This is a genomic window from Thermococcus sp. EP1 (assembly GCF_001317345.1).
Classification (GTDB): Archaea; Methanobacteriota_B; Thermococci; order Thermococcales; family Thermococcaceae; genus Thermococcus_A.
The window spans coordinates 21,730-37,900 of record NZ_JXCG01000006.1 but is presented as its reverse complement, the minus strand read 5'-3'; the positions used below and the strand labels follow the sequence as shown (position 1 = coordinate 37,900).

Genomic DNA, 16,171 nt, shown 5'->3' with positions numbered 1-16,171 from the left:
ATACATCGATGAACAAAAAATGTTTAAACAACAAAGGCAAAAAATCTGTTATGAGGTTCCTTTATATAAAAAGCGTACATCTGTACGAAATACTTCAGAGGGCAAAAGAAAGCAAAGTTGAAATATGTGGTTTTTTACTCGGACAAGAACGCGAAGACGGATTTTTCGTAGAGGAAATAGTTTTCACGAAAAATAAGTTAGATTCTCCAGTAGAATTTGAAGTAGATCCACTGGAAACTTTAGAAGTTTTTCAAAAAGCTGAAAAGGAAGAGTTAGAGATAATTGGAATTTTCCATTCTCATGTTAATTGTCCTCATTATCCCTCTGGCAAGGATCTAAAAGGAATGAATTTATGGAGAAATGTATGGTTAATAGTCAGCACTCTTGGAACTTATGGAGCATTCCTTTTAAAGGACGGAGAAATTAAAGAGATTAGAGTAGTGGTTCTGGATTGAATCACTCGTTATTTATTGTAATCTCAATTTTTCGCCCTTCTTTATACCCTTTCATAGCTGAGAGCATACCTTCGATGGTCTTTTTTACCAGCTCTTGAACCCAATCTTTCATTGGGAGCTCTTTTCCATCAACTTTCACTACTACTTGAGGCTTTGAGCTTATGACGACACAGTCCTTGATGCTTTTCTCTCCTCTGATAATTAATTTTGCCATTTCATAGCAAGTGAGACCACACATTCTACAATCAATGTTTGGCAACATAAATGCTTTTTCTTCGATTAAATCAGCTAGTTTCTCGGGGTTTTCAAGAGCATTTATCACAGGTAATCCCTTTATTTGGTGTATTTTGTTATTTGCTACGATTCCACTAATTGCAATTGCTAGGCCATCATTGAGAGCATCTACTTCTTCTTCACTTTTTGCACATATTATTTTTGGCATGTGTTTGACTGTTTTAAATCCCTCAAGAAGAAGGAAATCCACTTCGGGAATTATTGAAAATAATGCATTTATATCTTTAGCCTCAAAAAGTAAAGCGTCAGTTTCCTGGGCTTTAACGATGACGTAATCTGCTACCTGTTTAAATTTCCATGTGTCTGTGTTCTTGTTATCAAAATTAGTGTGCATGCTCTTGGCTATTGCTATTTTGTATCCTCTGTTCTTGAGTTCATTTGCAACTTTTTCTACTGCGGAGGTCTTCCCACTCTTTTTAAAACCTATAAAAGCTATGGCCTTCATTTTAATCACTCTAGAAGCATTATCCAGTTGATATCATCTATCTTAACTATTAAGGATTTTCCTCTGTTTCCAACAACATCTGCGACGTTTTCAAGCACAATGACTTCTTCATCAAACTCTTCTAGAGTTCCAGTGAAAGAATGGTCTCCACTAACTGCAAGAGCAACTCTTTTTCCCTTCCATTTCTCAAGTGTCTTGTCAAGTAGGAGAGGTTTTTCTTCACTCATTGTCCCACCTAATACAAAAAGACTATAAATGTCTTTTAGCCTTTTCCATCTGGTGAGTTTTATGAGATTGGTCACAAAAAATGAAGTTGTGAAGGAAGCATTTTTGAATGAGCTTAGAAAAGAGAGAATAAAGTTTATGGTCAAAGAAAGACTTGGGTATATGCTTGAGGGAACTCTTGACGAGATCAGTACTACTATAAACTCTTTTCAAGGAGAAGAAAAGGAAGTTCTCCTTCAGGGCTTTTTAAACTTTAAAGAACAAATTAATCACGCTCTTGAACATCTTAAAGAGGGTGAAAGTATAAATCATCTTCTCCAAGAAGGATATTGGATGGGCGATGTCTTAGATCAGCTTTTTAAAAATGGGGCTATTGCTGTTGAGGGGGAGAAGGCCAAGCTTAAAGAGGATGTAGATGTTACAAGGCTTAAGTTCCAGTTCCGTTTCCCATATCAACTTGCAAAGGATTTGGAGAGTATTGAAAAGATAGCAAAGCAGTTTGCTTTTGTAGATTTGCTTCCAGAGTATGAAATAGAAATAAAGGAAGTGGAAATAGACAAAATCAACAGGGCTTTTCATATAGCAGCGAAGTACTTTGAAGAAGATATGGTAATGGGAACTTATTTTGCAGCTATCTCTCAAGGAATAGTTTCAAATGAAATATTAACCGTCATTAATAATGAGAAAATTCCAAAAGAGGACTTAGTTGCAAGTTTTCTCAAAGCAATGCCTATGGAAATTCCAACTGAAAAAGGAACAATGATAATAAACGTAGTGAATACAAAAGCCCTTGAAGAAATCCTCAGGCTCTTGGAAAAAGAAGGTCGTATAGATATAAAAGGAGGAAAGATTAGAAGGTTGAAGTAGACTCTTCGGAGGGTAGCAACACCAAACCAAGGAGCATTAATATTCCACCAACTCGACTGGTTAAAATGAGGGCAATTATAGCTGGGATCAAAAGCTTGTCTTTTGCTTTTTTGTACTCTCCATTTTCGATTAGTTCAATGCACTCGTTTGCCCTGTTATATATCCAAAAGCCAAGGATGGCAAAGGGGACTGCAAATAATACTCCTATCACAGTTAACAGAAGCATAAATGCTATAAGAAATGGCTCTATAAAACTTAATATTCCTCCAACTTTTATGAGCGTTTTAGCCATTTCAACATCGGCCATGTAACCACCATAGATAATAGAAAAGAGAACTTAAAAAATCTTCCAAAGTTCATCACTTTCAGGCCTTTTTAGGGGGAATTCTTTCCCGTCTTTCACAATAACTTTGGTTTCGTTGTTTCTTAAGAATTCGCCGATTATTGCAGCTTCTATTCCTTTTTCTTTTATTGCTCTAACTATAATGTCTGCATTCTCTCTAGAAGCAGCTATTAAAAGTGAGCCTGAGCTTATAAGAGCCAGAGGATCTAAGTTAAAATACTCACATATTTTCTTTGTTTCGCTAGCTATCGGGATTTTTTCATAATAAACCCTAAAGCCCAACCCAGCAGCATCTGCCATCTCATGAAATCCGTTTGCTATCCCACCTTCTGTTGGATCATGCATAGCATTTACCCCTATTTCAGCAGCAATGAGCGCTTCTTCCACAACGCTGATTTTTTCTAAAAATTCTTTTGCGCTTTTAACAAGCTCTTTACCAAAAGCGTTTTTTAGTTTTTCTTCATGTTCGCTTGCTATGATTGCTGTTCCTTCAATCCCGGCTCCCTTAGTTAGAATTATCATGTCTCCTGGCTTAGCACCATTTGACCTGACGAGTTTTTCCTTTTTAACTTCTCCAAGCATTGTTCCTATCACTATTGGTCTGTTTAGCCCAATTGTTACCTCTGTATGACCTCCTACTATAGAAACTCCAAGTTTCTTCGCATTTTCGTGCATATCTTCCATGATTTCTTTAAGTAATGTTTCATCGGAGTTTTCGGGAAGGAGAATAGTTGCGAGGAACCATTTTGGTTTTGCCCCAAAAGTTGCAACGTCATTTGCATTTACGTGAATTGCATAAAAGCCTATGTGTTTCTCCGCTCCAGTTATTGGGTCACTTGAGGCAACTAAAACATTCTCACCAAAGTCAATTGCAGCAGCATCAATACCTACCCCTGATTTAAGTATTACTCTCTCGTCTTTGGCTCCTAAAAAGCCAAACACGATTTTCTCAAGAACTTCTGGAGGAACTTTTCCTGGAAGCATCTTTCATCCCCTTATTGAGTCACTGGGGAGAAATATAAAGGTTGCCTAAGAAGCTTCAATCAACTTCTTCACTTTTTTCTTCCAGTTCTCTTTAAATTCCATTTTTTGCTTTCTTGGTAAAAATGTTTTTTCAATGGGGGGAGTTTTCCAAGATTTTATTATGTCTTTTTTAAAGTAAACAGCATTTGCAAGCATGTAGGCTCCATAGGCTGATCCATTGAGATATAATGGCCGTAAAATTTGTTTTGAGGAGAAATCAGCCACGGCCTGAAGGAATTCATCACTTATCGAGAGTCCACCATCAGCTAGTATCGGATGAATATTTATTTGGGAATTTTTTTCTATGTGCTCAATTACTTCAGAGCATCTCATTGCTATCCCTTTTATCATTCCGCAGATGAGATCCTCCTTTTTTGTCCCTCGTGTAAGTTCAAAAATTGCTCCTTTTACATTTGGTTTAACATAAGGGGTTCCAAGCCCTGAGAGAGCGGGAATGACAATAATTTCATCTTCACTTTGATCAAAGGCCTTAGGAATATCGGAATAGTCTTTTAGTACTCCTAGATTCATAAGCCAGTCTATTGCAGACCCAGATGTTATCACTGAACCCTCGAGGAGATAGAGAACTTTTTTTCTAGTTCCTAGAGCTATCATTGGATAAAGGCCTGTTGCTCCAGGCAAGGGTTTTTCTCCAACGTTTATATCTATGAATGTTCCAGTCCCATTTGTCATTTTTGTGGTTCCTTTTGAGACTCCTGCCATATACAGAGAAGCTTGTTGATCTGCGATCATTGTCAATAGAGGAATTCCATAGTCCCTAATCTCTCCAATTGGAGTGTCATTTGTCACAACACTAGGAAGAATACCTTGGGGGATGCCAACGATTTTGGCAATATTATCACTCCATTTTAAGTAAAAAGGATCAAAGAGGCCGGTGGCACTTGCATTTGTACAGTCTGTTACTTGTTTTCCAGTTAAGTTCCATGCGATCCAAGAGTCAACAGTACCAAAAAGAGCGGTTCCATTCTCAATTGCCAGTTTTACTTCCGCTATATTGTCTATGAGCCATCGAAGATGCATTGACGAGTGAGTGGTGCCAAACTTTACGTATGCCAGTGTAATTATATATGCTCCTTTTTTTGTATTCTTTATGAATGGTAGGGGTTTGGAAAGGAGACCAAGAACCTTCCCAAGGGCATTTCCTAATTTAACGAGGAACTTAGAGGAAAACTCTTCAATGATTGCCTCGGTTCTAGTATCTTGCCATGTAATCATGTTGTAAAGTGGTTCACCGGTATTTTTATCCCATAAGACAGTACTGCTTCTCTGGTTGGTGAGTGCTACTCCGAGAGGATTTCCAAGTTTTTCTTCAGCTTTGTCTAAAAGCTTGTACACAATCTTAATAACTTCCTTTGGATCTTCTTCTACCCATCCAGGTTTTGGGTAGTGAGGTTTTAGGCGTTTCTCGAAGTTAGCTATTAGTTTTCCGTCTGAAAAGGCTAATGCTTTCACATTAGTTGTTCCAACATCTAAAACAAGAAAATACTCCATCTAAACCCTCTCCATATCCCTCTCAGCTATAATATCAACACCCGTATTAGCTACGTTCTTAACAATAATTTGCCCTTTTTTCACGGGGGCCTTAACTACTACATTCTTAAGATTGTTTATAACTTCCTTTATCTTTTCTTTGGGGACTGGTTCAGACGTTCTAACTGGTAAACGAGGATATCTGGCATTTAATATTCTAACAGTTGATGTAACGATTCTTTTTGGATTTTTAATCTCCTCTATTCCATATCTCTCTCCTAATGGACATTCATTACCCTCTACTTTTACTTCGTTGGTTCCAATAGTTATTCTCAGAAGACACCCTTTTGGACATTTTATACATAAAATCTCAGTCTTCTGAGACATTTAGGGTCACCTGCCTTTTGTCTTGTATTAGCTCTCTTGGGATTTCTATTCTCTCAAGTGTAGAAGGCCTTATGTATCTCCGGAAGTATCTCTTGAGCAAGTTACCATTCTCATCTCTTAGTTCTATATAGGCGTTTTCTTTTTCTGTATTTACTCGGAAAAATGCTATAATATTTCTATCGTCTTTCCACTCGATTCTGTGTGGGATAAGGGCTCTAATGTATTTGCCAGGAACGAATTCTACGGTTTTTTCCTTTGGTTCTTGGTTTAGATACTTTTCAACTCCATTGGCAGCTATTAGTGCACTTTCAACTGCGTCATCTACATAATCAAATATTTGAACAAGGTTCCCAACTGCAAATACCCCTTCAATTGTGGTTTCAAAGAACTCGTTTATTTCGGGTCCTTTAGTTTTTGGATCTATTTTTGCTCCGATTTTCTTGAGTTTTAATGAATAAGGAATAAGGCCTACAGAGAGAATGATTGTGTCACAGGGATAAAGTTCCTCAGTTCCGGGTATGGGTTTCCATCTTTCGTCTACTCTAACCAGAATAGCCCCTTCAACCCTTTCTTTTCCAATTATCTCTTTTACTACTGTCTGGGGCCGATATGGAATTCCAAAATCTAAAACACATTGTTGTACATTTCTTGGTAATCCAGCAAATCGTTTTTCGGGAAATACAATAAGGAGGTTTTCTGCTCCTTCAAGATAAAGATGCCTTGCGACGATCATCCCCACATCTCCACCACCCACTATGAGTATGTTCTTTCCAGGAAGGATCCCATAAAGATTGATAAGTCGTTGCACCATTCCGGCTGTGTATACACCTGCAGGCCTAGTGCCACCAATTTTTATTTCAAATTGATGTCTCTCCCTACATCCTACCGCATACACTATTGCTTTTGTTTTTATGTTTTTGACACCTTGTGGACTTATAGCCACTATCTCTTTCTCGTTTTCTTTGATTTCAACGTTCTTTACGTACGTGTTTAGATGTATGTCAATTCCAAGTGACTCTGCTTTGTTTATGAAAAAGCTTGCGAATTCAGGTCCTGAAAGGGCTTTATTGAAGAGCTTGGTTCCGAACCCATCATGAATGCATTGATCTAGGATTCCTCCCAGTTCGTCTTTTCTTTCTATGAGTGAGACTTTGTATCCCTTTTCAGCAAGCTTTGTAGCTGCGGCGAGGCCTGATGGGCCACCACCAATTACAACAACGTCATAGTTATAGGCTTTCAAGGGGCCTCACCTCTTACTGGTCCATTAAAGAGCTTGGCTTCTTCCTTGAGTATGTCATTTAGTGGAACTCCAAGTTCTCTGGAGAGAATTTCAGCTATTTTTAGTGTACAGTAACTCCCTTGACAAGTACCCATTCCTGCTCGTGTCCGTCTTTTAATGGCATCTAGTGTGTAAGCTCCTCGGTTGATAGCTTCAATAATCTCTGCTTCTGAGACAAGCTCACATGTACAGACGATATTTCCCCACTTTGGATTTTCCATTATTCGTTTGTCTAATTCCTCTATGCTCATTTCTGCAGTTGTTGGAATTGGGCTCCTCCTTGGGTTAAAGCGTGGATTCTCTTTCAATTCTAATCCCATTGCTTTGAGTTTCTCTATTGCATACTCTGCTATTGCTGGCGCTGATGCAAGGCCGGGAGATTGTATTCCCGCAACATGAAGGAAGTTTTTCACCCATTTTGCAGGTCTAATTATAAAATCCTCTGTAAATGTGGGAGCTCTTACACCGGCAAAGTATCTTATCATTTGCTCTCTGGGAAAGTTGGGGATTATTGTAGAATATCTCTTTAGAACAAACTCTATTTCCTCTCTTTTTACTGAAGTGTCCTCTTTATCTGGAACTTCAACTGCAGTTGGTCCCCACATGACGTTTCCATGTATTGTGGGGTTTAGTCCACCACCCTTACTCGTGGGATGAGACGGAAAAACTAGTTCCGATAGACAATGATGGATAAGTTCTCCAGTATCTTTGTGAAACATCAATTCAACGCCTTTTCGTGGATGTATAGTATATTCTCTTGCCCCAGCTAGTTCTGCTATCTCGTCAGCATATACTCCAGCAGCATTAACAACGTATTTACACAAAAAAACACCTTTATTTGTAACTACGCCTTTTATGGCATTTTTCTCCTTTAAGAAACCAACAACTTCTGTTCTCAGGTGGATTTCAACACCATTTTCTTTGGCATTTTCAGCCAGTGCTATTGTGACTTCATAAGGGTCTACTATGCCTGTGGAAGGAACATACACTGCAGCTAGAGTGTCTTTAGTCACATAAGGTTCTAGTCTAAAAATTTCTTTGTCTTGGAGTATCTTAATCCCTTTCACACCGTTTCTCATGCCTTTGAATTTAACAACCCATGGAAATATATATTTGAGGACTACCTTGTAGAGAGGGCCAGGTAGATATTTTTTGTATCTAACAAGTGTTCTTGGTGTTATTAGCCATAGACTACCAACACGCTTGAATTTAAAGCCCAATTCTTCTGCCCATTTATCATACATAGCGTTTCCTCTGATGTTTAACTTCCGTTTTAGAGTATTCCTAGGGGGTGCAACTCCAGGATGTATCATACCGTTGTTTGCTTTAGATGCACCAGTGGCAATATCAGACGCTTTTTCTAGAAGTGCTATCTTAATATCATATCTAGATAGCTCTCTAGCAATGGCGGTGCCTATAATCCCACCACCAATTATGATGACGTCGTATTCGCCGATTACTTTCCCCCTGTTCTTTTCAAACAATTTTTTTCTTCTCTCTTCTTTTTCTTTAAATCTGTCCTCTGGGAAACCTCTCCACTTTATTTTGTTTACTACTCCATCAACACCTTTGATTTTTCCGATTCTCAGACCTATTTCAACCCATTCTTCGTATTTTTCCACATTCCCGTAAAGAAAGACGATTTTGTCTTTTATTTCAAATGTTATGTCGTATGGGTATCTTTTCAATATTTTAGCCACTTTTGACTCGAGGGAGGACATTTTTACCCCCTCAAAACATCGTACAGAAGCTCCACTATATCAAGAGCTTTTCCATAATTAGATTCAAAAGCGAGTTTACATGTAGGACAAGCAGTTACTATAACGTCAGCTTCTTCTTTAAGCTCTTTAAGACGTTCGTTTGATATTTCGTCTGCCAACTGTGCGTTTAAGCGTGGTATCGCACTTCCTCCATATCCGCAACAGAAAGTCTCCTTTCCTTTTCTTCTAGGAGATTTGACTTCAAGACCTTCTATGCTTAATAGAAGTTTTTCAAGAAGTTCGGGTCTTTTAAGCCCTATGGCTAGTTTGCATGGATCATGAAACGTTACAGTTCCTTTGGCTTTTAGTCCCTTAATTTTCCCCTCGAGGAATTCTGTAATATGGAAGATCTTTGGATTAATCTTTATACCGTATTTTGGGTAAAGCATCCGATAAGCGTAGGCACATGAGGGGCAAGAAGTTACCACAACATCTGCTCCAGAAGAGTTTATTATTTCAGCTTGCTCTTTTGCAAGCTTTTTGAAGAGTGCAATATTTCCAAGATTATATGCAGGGATTCCACAACACTTTTCGCTTGTTGTAAAGGGTTGATATCCCAAACTCTCAAGAACTTTAGAAGCTTTCTTTTCGACTTCGGGATATTTTTCCCTGATAGTACACCCCCTTAAATAAAGGATATTACCCTCTTTTACCATTTCTTTGTCCCTAGGTTCTCCATAGACGTATCCATATTCTTCAAGATTTTTAAAGACTTCACTAAATTCTTTAAAAGTTATCCCTTTTTTGACGGCCTCTTCTTTAATGGGTCTTGTTAAATTCGATACAGAGAACTCGAATGGGCACCACTGACTGCATGCGTCGCATGAGAGGCACGTATAAAGCGGCTCAATATTTTCCAAGTTCAACTCTAGTTTTCCGTCACGTATAAAGAACGCTATTCTGGCTTTTCCAGCGGGAGATGTGGTTTCCTTTCCATCAACTATGCTGATTGGACATGCATGCCGGCACATGTTGGGACAGAGAGCACATTTTACAAGATCATCTGGCCCTTTTAACTTTCCACTTATGAATTTAAAGATCAATGGAGCACTTCTGATCAGTTCAAAGCCCTTGATCTCATCTTTCAGCCAGTCCCACTTTCTGGGCATTTTCATACCTCCATGTTTCTGGGATTCATAATCTTTTTCTCATCAAGAGCATTCTTTACTCTCTTCAGTACTTCAAAAGCAGGTCCAAGATCTTCTTTGAGCCATTTACCTCGTTGTCTCCCTATTCCATGATGGTGGCTTATTGCTCCGCCCACTTCAAGAGTGGTTTTCATAGCAGCATCCCATACTTTGTTGTAGTACTCCGTAGGATCTCCCTTGGGAATCCCTGCAAAGGTGAAATAAAAGCACACTCCTTGAGGATAAAAGTGAGAAGCATGGGCAGAGGCAAAGAGTGTTCCCTTTACAGAACGCATAACGTTAATCAGGGATCTATACAGTTTTATGGCTTTATTCCAGTGAATAGAGACTTCAATGGTGTCAAACACAACCCCTAGTGGTGCGAACTCTGAAGCCTCTTTTACGTTAAATCGGGTTTCTAACCAGTGTTTTACAAGGTCTTCTCCAAGGGCCTTTCCTTTAAACTCCTCTTCAATTATCTGTTTTTCTGCTTCAACAAGTTTTGAATCTCCTTCAAGTATGATAATGGTAGCTATCTTTCCATAGACTTCGTCGAATTTGTAAAAGTGTCTTTTAGTCTCAACAACGTCGTATATCCTTACAACTGCTGGTCTTGCGCCTCTTTTAAGTATGCGGTTCACTGAGTCGAGAGCTTCTTCAAGAGTTTCTGAGGCAAAGGATAGCAGTATTCTCTTTTCGGGATAAGGCCATATTTTAAGCCAAGCTTTTGTGATTATTCCAAGAATTCCCTCACTACCAATAAAAAGTGTCTTCAAGTCAGGTCCTGTCGCACTTCTTACATGAGGTTTTAAAGTTACCACATCTCCCCATGGAAGAACTGCTTCAAGGCCTAGCACCATGTCTTCTATTCCGCCATATTTTGTTGAAAATTGGCCGGTTGCTTTAGTGGCTATCCATCCACCGATGGTTGAGGGATAAAGAGATTGTGGGAAATGACCAAGTGTGTATCCTTTTTTATTGAGGTATTTTTCCAAATAATAGCCATTCGTGCCAGCTTCAACTTCAACCAACAAGTTTTCCTCATGAAGCTTGATAGAGCGCATTTTTTTCATGTCTACAACTATTCCCCCTTGTTCGGGAATAGCTCCGCCAAGAACCCCAGAGCCACCTCCGTAAGTATATATTGGAATATCATTTTCGTATGCTATCTTTACCACTTCTTGCACCTCTTTTGTGTTCTTAGGCCATACAATGGCTCTTGCTAGTGCAGGAATTTTTCCTTTGAGCATCCAGTGAAGGGTTATTGGCCAGTAATCTCGGCTATATGAGAGAAGATCAACATCTTTTGTGGAGATCCTATTTCCCAGGATACTAATTAAGTGTTTCAGAACATCGGAAGGGAGTTCATGATTAGACTTCATTACAACCTCAAAATTGGTCAAATTATCACCTCTAAATAGGAAATTGTTATTTTGAACTTAATAAAATTTTTGAAGGATATTTTTAGTCATTAATAACTTTTTGAGTTTTATACATTTGTATTTGAATGAAATAGTGAGGGAAATAGATGAAGCCAGATGACTAACTGATTGCTTATCCACTTTCTTTTTCTTGAAGGTAGAAGTCTCCTACGAGAATGGGAGATATCTAAAATAGAGAGTGAAGCGATAAAAAGATGTAGAAAACTCAAACGAGCTCTTTATCTTTCAGGACTTTCTCTATTCTATCCATAGCCTCTTCAAGCTTTTCATACGCTGTGGCATAGCTTATTCTTATATAGCCTTCACCAGCTTGTCCAAAAGCACTCCCTGGCACTAGGACAACTTTTGCTTCCTTAATCATGAGTTCGCTGAATTCTTTGCTTGACAGCCCAGTATCTTTGATTCTTGGAAAGATGTAAAAGGCGCCCTTTGGTTTTACTGTGGGGAGACCCATTTCATTGAGTCTTTTCCAGACAAGGTTCCTTCGTCTTTCGTATTCTCTTCGCATTTCTTCAATAGCCTCCCAGCTTCTTTCATCTCTTAGGGCCTTAGCAGCCGCATATTGGATGAAAGTCACTGGGCAGGTTGCATTATACATTTGGAAGCGTATCATTTTTTCTATTATCCATTCAGGAGCTGCTACAAATCCTAGTCTCCATCCGGTCATGGCAAATGTCTTTGAAAAACCGTTCATTGTTATTGTTCTTTCAAACATCCCATTAAGGGAGGCCATGCTGTAATTTTTCACTCCATCATAAACAAAGTACTCATAGACTTCATCACTAAGTATTATCAAGTCATGTTCTACTGCAAAATCTGCTATCTCTTCGAGGTCTTTCTTTGTTAAAACTGCACCTGTAGGGTTATTTGGGGAGTTTATAATGAGTGCTCTTGTCCTAGGTGTGATGTATTTTTTAAGCTCATCAACACTTAGGCGAAATTCGTTCTCCTCATAAGTAGGAACCTCAATAGGTTTCCCTCCTGCCAGGATAACGGCAGGAGCATAACTTACAAACATGGGAGAGGGAATGAGGACTTCTTCATTATCTTTTAAGAAAGTGCTCAATCCCATTAAAATTTGCTGATTCGTACCAACGGTTATCATTATTTGAGTCTTTGGGTCAGCATTAATCTTGTTATGCTTTTTGAGTTTCTCTGCAACTGCTTCCCGAAGTTCAGGAATCCCACTATTTGGACTATAATGAGTTAGTCCTCTGTCAAGGGCTTCCTTTGCGTACTCTTTTATATGTGCTGGAGTGTCAAAATCAGGTTCGCCTATTCCTAGAGAAATGACTCCTTCGATCCCTTGTGCAAGATCAAAAAGCTTTCTTATTTCGGAAGGGTTTACTAACTCTAGTCTATCACTTAGAGCCATGAGCATCACCAGTAGGGTTTCTCCTTGATGTTTATAATTTTACCGACATAAAATATTTGACAATGATGAATAAAAAAGGTCATCGATAGACAACAAAGTTCTCTAAAATAAGAATATCCAATTTGGCTTTGAAGAAGGTTCTTAAAGCATCGTTAGGTGAGCACACTATAGGTTCGCCGTGCATATTGAAACTAGTGTTTAACACTATTCCTGTTCCTGTTTCTTGCTCAAAATGTTTTATTATCTCGTAATAAGTTGGATTGTCTTTTTTCATAAGGGTTTGTGGTCGTGTAGTACCATCCACATGAACAACTGCTGGTGCCTCAAGCTTCATTTTTTCAGTAGCTTCATAGCTCATTGTCATAAACTTATTTGGGTATGGATTTCGGAGATACTCCTTAATTTTCTCCTCTAGAATCGATGGAGCAAAAGGTTGAAACACATCTCTGTTTAGTGCAACATTAAGCTTCTTGACGATTTCCTTATTTCTCGGGTCTGCAAGAATAGAACGGTTTCCCAAGGCCCTTGGACCGTACTCCATTTTTCCTTGGAAAAGTCCAATGATTTTGCCTTCAACAAGCATTTCAGCAACGAATTCTGAGATGTCTTCTTGATATTCAAAGTTAATGTCATTCTTCTTTAGGAAGGCTTCAATTTCATTTTCATTATAACTTGGGCCTAAATAGACATGTTCTAATTTGAATGGTTTCCATTTACCATCCAATCGCTCAAATTGAGCCTTTATAAAAGCCGCAGCACCAAATGCCAATCCTGAGTCATCCATTGCAGGAAAAACCCAAAGATCTGGAAAATGTTCCCTTAAAACAGCATTTGCTTTTACGTTTTGAGCAACACCACCAGCATAGGCTAGTTTTAAGTTGTAAGTTGTAAGTTTTAATCCAAGCTCGTCGATGATTTTCTCAAGATGGGCTTGGGCACTTGCTGCTATTTCTATTGCTTTTCTTTGTATCTCTCCTTCCAGATTTCCTTTCTTCATTTGCTGGGCAATTTCTCTAGCTCTTGAGAAAGGATAGTCAAAAAGTTCTGCAAGTTTTTTTGTGGCTTCGATTCCAACTACCTTAAGCTTGTTTTCGAAGCTTAGTTCATTAAGTTCTATTATGTTCGCGAGATCATAGGTAGGTTTTCCATAAGCTGCTAGGCTCATAATTTTTCCTTCGTGCCGCATAGGTTTGAAACCCAAAAGCTCAGTAACAGATGCATAAAAATCTCCTAGAGAATCAAGATATGTACTCTGGGCTATTCTAATCATTTCTCCATTTCTGGCGATATATATTGAAGAGCTTAGTCCATCTCCGGCAGCATCTATACTTAGGGCTAGAGCCTCTTTCCATCCAGAAGTGTAATAAGCTGAAGCAGCATGTGCTAAGTGGTGTTCAACAAAGAGGATCTTCTTTTTGAATCCGTCTCCAAATATTGATTTTAATCCTCTTTCAAGTTCAAGTAGTCTAGAATGTTTTCTAAAGAGTCCAGCAACGGCTATAGCATCGATCTCATTGGAATGCACATGGGCCATTTCAATAACCTTCTTTATGCTAAGCTCAGGAAATCCTCGATATTTCTTAATCCTGTTGAGTCTTTCTTCATTCACTGCGTAGATTGTATTCCCTTTGAGAAGGACTGCCCCTGCGTCATGCCCATCATGGATCCCCAAGATAATCATGTTTTAGGGTTGGGAGGAGCATTTTTAAAGCTAACTTCAGGAATAATTTTGGGGACAAAATAATGAAAGGTGAGATTGGAAAACTTATAGATAGAGGAAGTTACAAGAAAATGCCTCTCTTTGAAGGGGAACTTCCGGAAGGAAGTTTTGCTCAGATAGTGGAGATTAAGCCTAAGCAAGAAGTTCCTAGGCACTATCATGAAAGGCAGTATGAGCTCTTTTACATCATAAGTGGTGAGGCAAGGCTGGGCATAGGAGAACGAGAATACAGTGCAAGAGCTGGTGATATTTATCTAGTGAAACCCAAAACAATTCATTGGGTTGTAAATGATAAAAACGAGCCCTTTAGGCTCTTTGTAGTAAAGTTGGAGTATTATGGAGAAGACAGTGTATGGCTTAAAGGGTAGTCTTATAGGGATGCTCTACGTATAAAGCGAAAAATTCTTTAACTTGATTTCTTATCTCAGAGCATGAACATTTACGAAATGCTTGGTTTAATCATTATCGGGTTTATCCTTAAGAGGGTGATAAAATCAGAAAAGCTATTTGTTTATCTTAATAAAATCGCCATCCAACTACTTTTGACATTTTATATCTTTTCAAGTGTTGCGGCAAAGGATTTGGAGTACCTCATACGGATTAAGCTTGTTTTTGTTTATGTATTTTTGATCATTACTATAAACCTGGTGTCTTCGTACTTTTATGCAAGATTTTTTGTAAGAGACAACAAGTGGAAAGGTGCATTGATAATTCTATCCACATACCCAAATACTGTGGCCATGGGGTTCCCGATAGCTAGTTTGTTTCTGGATGATCTAACTCCAGTAGTACTTTATGCTAGTATCCATACATTGATAATTATCCCTCTTGCTACATTTCTGGCGGCTCACTACTCTAGTGGAAAAGCCTCATTAAAGGAAAGTCTCTTAAGAGCGTTAAAATTCCCTCCTACAAGTGCCAACCTTTTGGCTCTTGGTTTTGTATTTTTAGATATTAAATTGCCTACTACTATCTTAACAGTCATGAATCAAGTTGGCTGGTGGAGTATTCCGATTATCTTGATATACTTTGGGTCTCGAGTAAACCTCCAGAAATTTGAATTAAGGAAGTTACTCGAAGTTAGCACGTTTAGAACATTCATTCCATTTATATTTGTCTTCTTGACTTTAAAAGCACCATCTGAGATATTTTATGCAGTTCTTGTAGAGGCTACAATGCCTCCAGCCATAATAGCCAATGCAATTTTAGCCCATTATGGGCTTAGGGAAGAAGAGGGCATAGGAGTTACAATTGTCTTGACTTTGATGGTTTTAATACTCTTTCTAGTCTTTAGAGTTATTGTTTGATCATTTGGAGTGCTTTCCATACTCTATTGTTTGTAGATTTCATGATTTCGAAAGTTTTCTCGTCGTCTTTATAGATTTTGATCACAGTACTGGCTAATTCTTCTAATAGTGGAACCACATAGGGGATGCTATTCATTAGCACAGCAGTGTTAATAAAATAAAAGGCAGTTCTTTTCCTACTTCCAGCATATCTAGCAAGTGTATTTACTAGGGCTAGGATCTCTAGCTTAGATTCAGCTAGTAAAAACAGTTTGTCGAGTCCAACTATGGGGACTGTTGCGTGTTCTATTCGGGAGAGAATATGTTCATAGTTCATTTCAAATTCTTTTATTAATGATAGTATATCACTAACCTGAAACCGTCTCATGACGTTCCCTACTTCTAATCTCCCTCCAGTTTTAAGCACTTTTATATTATCTAAGATTTTGGAGTCTATACCTGCAAGTTCCATCTGACTCTTGTACGTGTAAAGAGTATCGAGGACATCTTCAATAACCAGTGTATAGCCTCTTTTTTTACTCCACACTATTAACTCAGCAAGCTCTTTGTATGGGAACATCAGGGAATCATGCTCTAAAAGCACTGTCTCTCCAAACTTTAGTGAATCCCAAATAATGTCTGTTTTCATATC

The 16,171-nt window shown here is 38.5% G+C and carries 17 protein-coding genes; 4 read left to right on the top strand and 13 right to left on the bottom strand.

The features are described from left to right. Positions 1-50: 50 nt before the first annotated feature. The gene (locus EP1X_RS05855; RefSeq protein WP_055282900.1) at positions 51-455 is read left to right on the top strand and encodes a M67 family metallopeptidase; all 405 of its coding nucleotides are present in this window, start codon (positions 51-53) and stop codon (positions 453-455) included. A gap of 1 nt (position 456) precedes the next feature. On the opposite strand, the gene mobB is transcribed toward EP1X_RS05855, so the two are convergent. Beyond that, positions 457-1,194 carry a molybdopterin-guanine dinucleotide biosynthesis protein B gene (mobB, locus tag EP1X_RS05850; RefSeq protein WP_055282634.1) on the bottom strand — a complete coding sequence of 246 codons (738 nt, stop codon included), beginning with the start codon at positions 1,192-1,194 and terminating at the stop codon, positions 457-459. 5 nt (positions 1,195-1,199) lie between these two features. Continuing rightward, positions 1,200-1,421, bottom strand: a complete 222-nt coding sequence (locus tag EP1X_RS05845) for an LSm family protein (RefSeq protein ID WP_055282632.1) — start codon at positions 1,419-1,421, stop codon at positions 1,200-1,202. Between the two features lie 61 nt (positions 1,422-1,482). Here EP1X_RS05845 and EP1X_RS05840 point away from each other — a divergent pair, with 61 nt between their 5' ends. Further along, positions 1,483-2,286, top strand: coding sequence for a hypothetical protein (locus EP1X_RS05840; RefSeq protein ID WP_055282627.1), 804 nt, complete (start codon positions 1,483-1,485; stop codon positions 2,284-2,286). Here the strand turns inward: EP1X_RS05840 and EP1X_RS05835 are convergent. From EP1X_RS05835 to EP1X_RS05790, 10 genes are all read right to left on the bottom strand, one after another. Beyond that, on the bottom strand, positions 2,270-2,593 hold the full coding sequence (locus EP1X_RS05835; RefSeq protein WP_055282625.1) for a hypothetical protein: 324 nt from the start codon (positions 2,591-2,593) through the stop codon (positions 2,270-2,272). The two genes, EP1X_RS05840 and EP1X_RS05835, sit on opposite strands and share 17 nt — an antisense overlap. 30 nt (positions 2,594-2,623) lie before the next feature. Continuing rightward, complete coding sequence (locus EP1X_RS05830) at positions 2,624-3,613, bottom strand: AIR synthase family protein (protein WP_055282622.1); 990 nt, start codon at positions 3,611-3,613, stop codon at positions 2,624-2,626. A 45-nt stretch (positions 3,614-3,658) separates the two neighbouring features. Continuing rightward, positions 3,659-5,164, bottom strand: coding sequence for an FGGY family carbohydrate kinase (locus EP1X_RS05825; protein WP_055282620.1), 1,506 nt, complete (start codon positions 5,162-5,164; stop codon positions 3,659-3,661). Beyond that, complete coding sequence (locus tag EP1X_RS05820) at positions 5,165-5,530, bottom strand: DUF1667 domain-containing protein (protein ID WP_055282617.1); 366 nt, start codon at positions 5,528-5,530, stop codon at positions 5,165-5,167. Beyond that, positions 5,514-6,770, bottom strand: coding sequence for an NAD(P)/FAD-dependent oxidoreductase (locus EP1X_RS05815; RefSeq protein WP_055282614.1), 1,257 nt, complete (start codon positions 6,768-6,770; stop codon positions 5,514-5,516). The genes EP1X_RS05820 and EP1X_RS05815 overlap by 17 nt, the downstream gene beginning before the upstream one ends. Further along, positions 6,767-8,530, bottom strand: coding sequence for an FAD-dependent oxidoreductase (locus EP1X_RS05810; protein WP_172672603.1), 1,764 nt, complete (start codon positions 8,528-8,530; stop codon positions 6,767-6,769). The genes EP1X_RS05815 and EP1X_RS05810 overlap by 4 nt, the downstream gene beginning before the upstream one ends. A 2-nt stretch (positions 8,531-8,532) precedes the next feature. Further along, positions 8,533-9,678 (bottom strand): (Fe-S)-binding protein, encoded by a 1,146-nt coding sequence (locus EP1X_RS05805; RefSeq protein WP_055282612.1) that lies wholly within the window; start codon positions 9,676-9,678, stop codon positions 8,533-8,535. Positions 9,679-9,680: 2 nt separating this feature from the next. Beyond that, on the bottom strand, positions 9,681-11,099 hold the full coding sequence (locus tag EP1X_RS05800) for an FAD-binding oxidoreductase (RefSeq protein ID WP_253276545.1): 1,419 nt from the start codon (positions 11,097-11,099) through the stop codon (positions 9,681-9,683). Positions 11,100-11,343: 244 nt separating this feature from the next. Further along, positions 11,344-12,513 (bottom strand): pyridoxal phosphate-dependent aminotransferase, encoded by a 1,170-nt coding sequence (locus tag EP1X_RS05795; RefSeq protein ID WP_055282610.1) that lies wholly within the window; start codon positions 12,511-12,513, stop codon positions 11,344-11,346. A 79-nt stretch (positions 12,514-12,592) separates the two neighbouring features. Then, entirely contained in the window at positions 12,593-14,194 is a 1,602-nt protein-coding gene (locus EP1X_RS05790; RefSeq protein ID WP_055282608.1) for a carbamoyltransferase, read from the bottom strand. 62 nt (positions 14,195-14,256) lie between these two features. On the opposite strand from EP1X_RS05790, the gene EP1X_RS05785 reads away from it, so the two are divergent. Next, entirely contained in the window at positions 14,257-14,601 is a 345-nt protein-coding gene (locus EP1X_RS05785) for a cupin domain-containing protein (protein ID WP_055282607.1), read from the top strand. Between the two features lie 63 nt (positions 14,602-14,664). Beyond that, a complete protein-coding gene (locus tag EP1X_RS05780; RefSeq protein ID WP_055282606.1) occupies positions 14,665-15,540 on the top strand; it encodes an AEC family transporter in 876 nt (291 codons plus the stop codon). Here the strand turns inward: EP1X_RS05780 and EP1X_RS05775 are convergent. Then, the gene (locus tag EP1X_RS05775; protein WP_055282604.1) at positions 15,530-16,168 is read right to left on the bottom strand and encodes a DUF257 family protein; all 639 of its coding nucleotides are present in this window, start codon (positions 16,166-16,168) and stop codon (positions 15,530-15,532) included. The two genes, EP1X_RS05780 and EP1X_RS05775, sit on opposite strands and share 11 nt — an antisense overlap. Positions 16,169-16,171 lie beyond the last annotated feature (3 nt).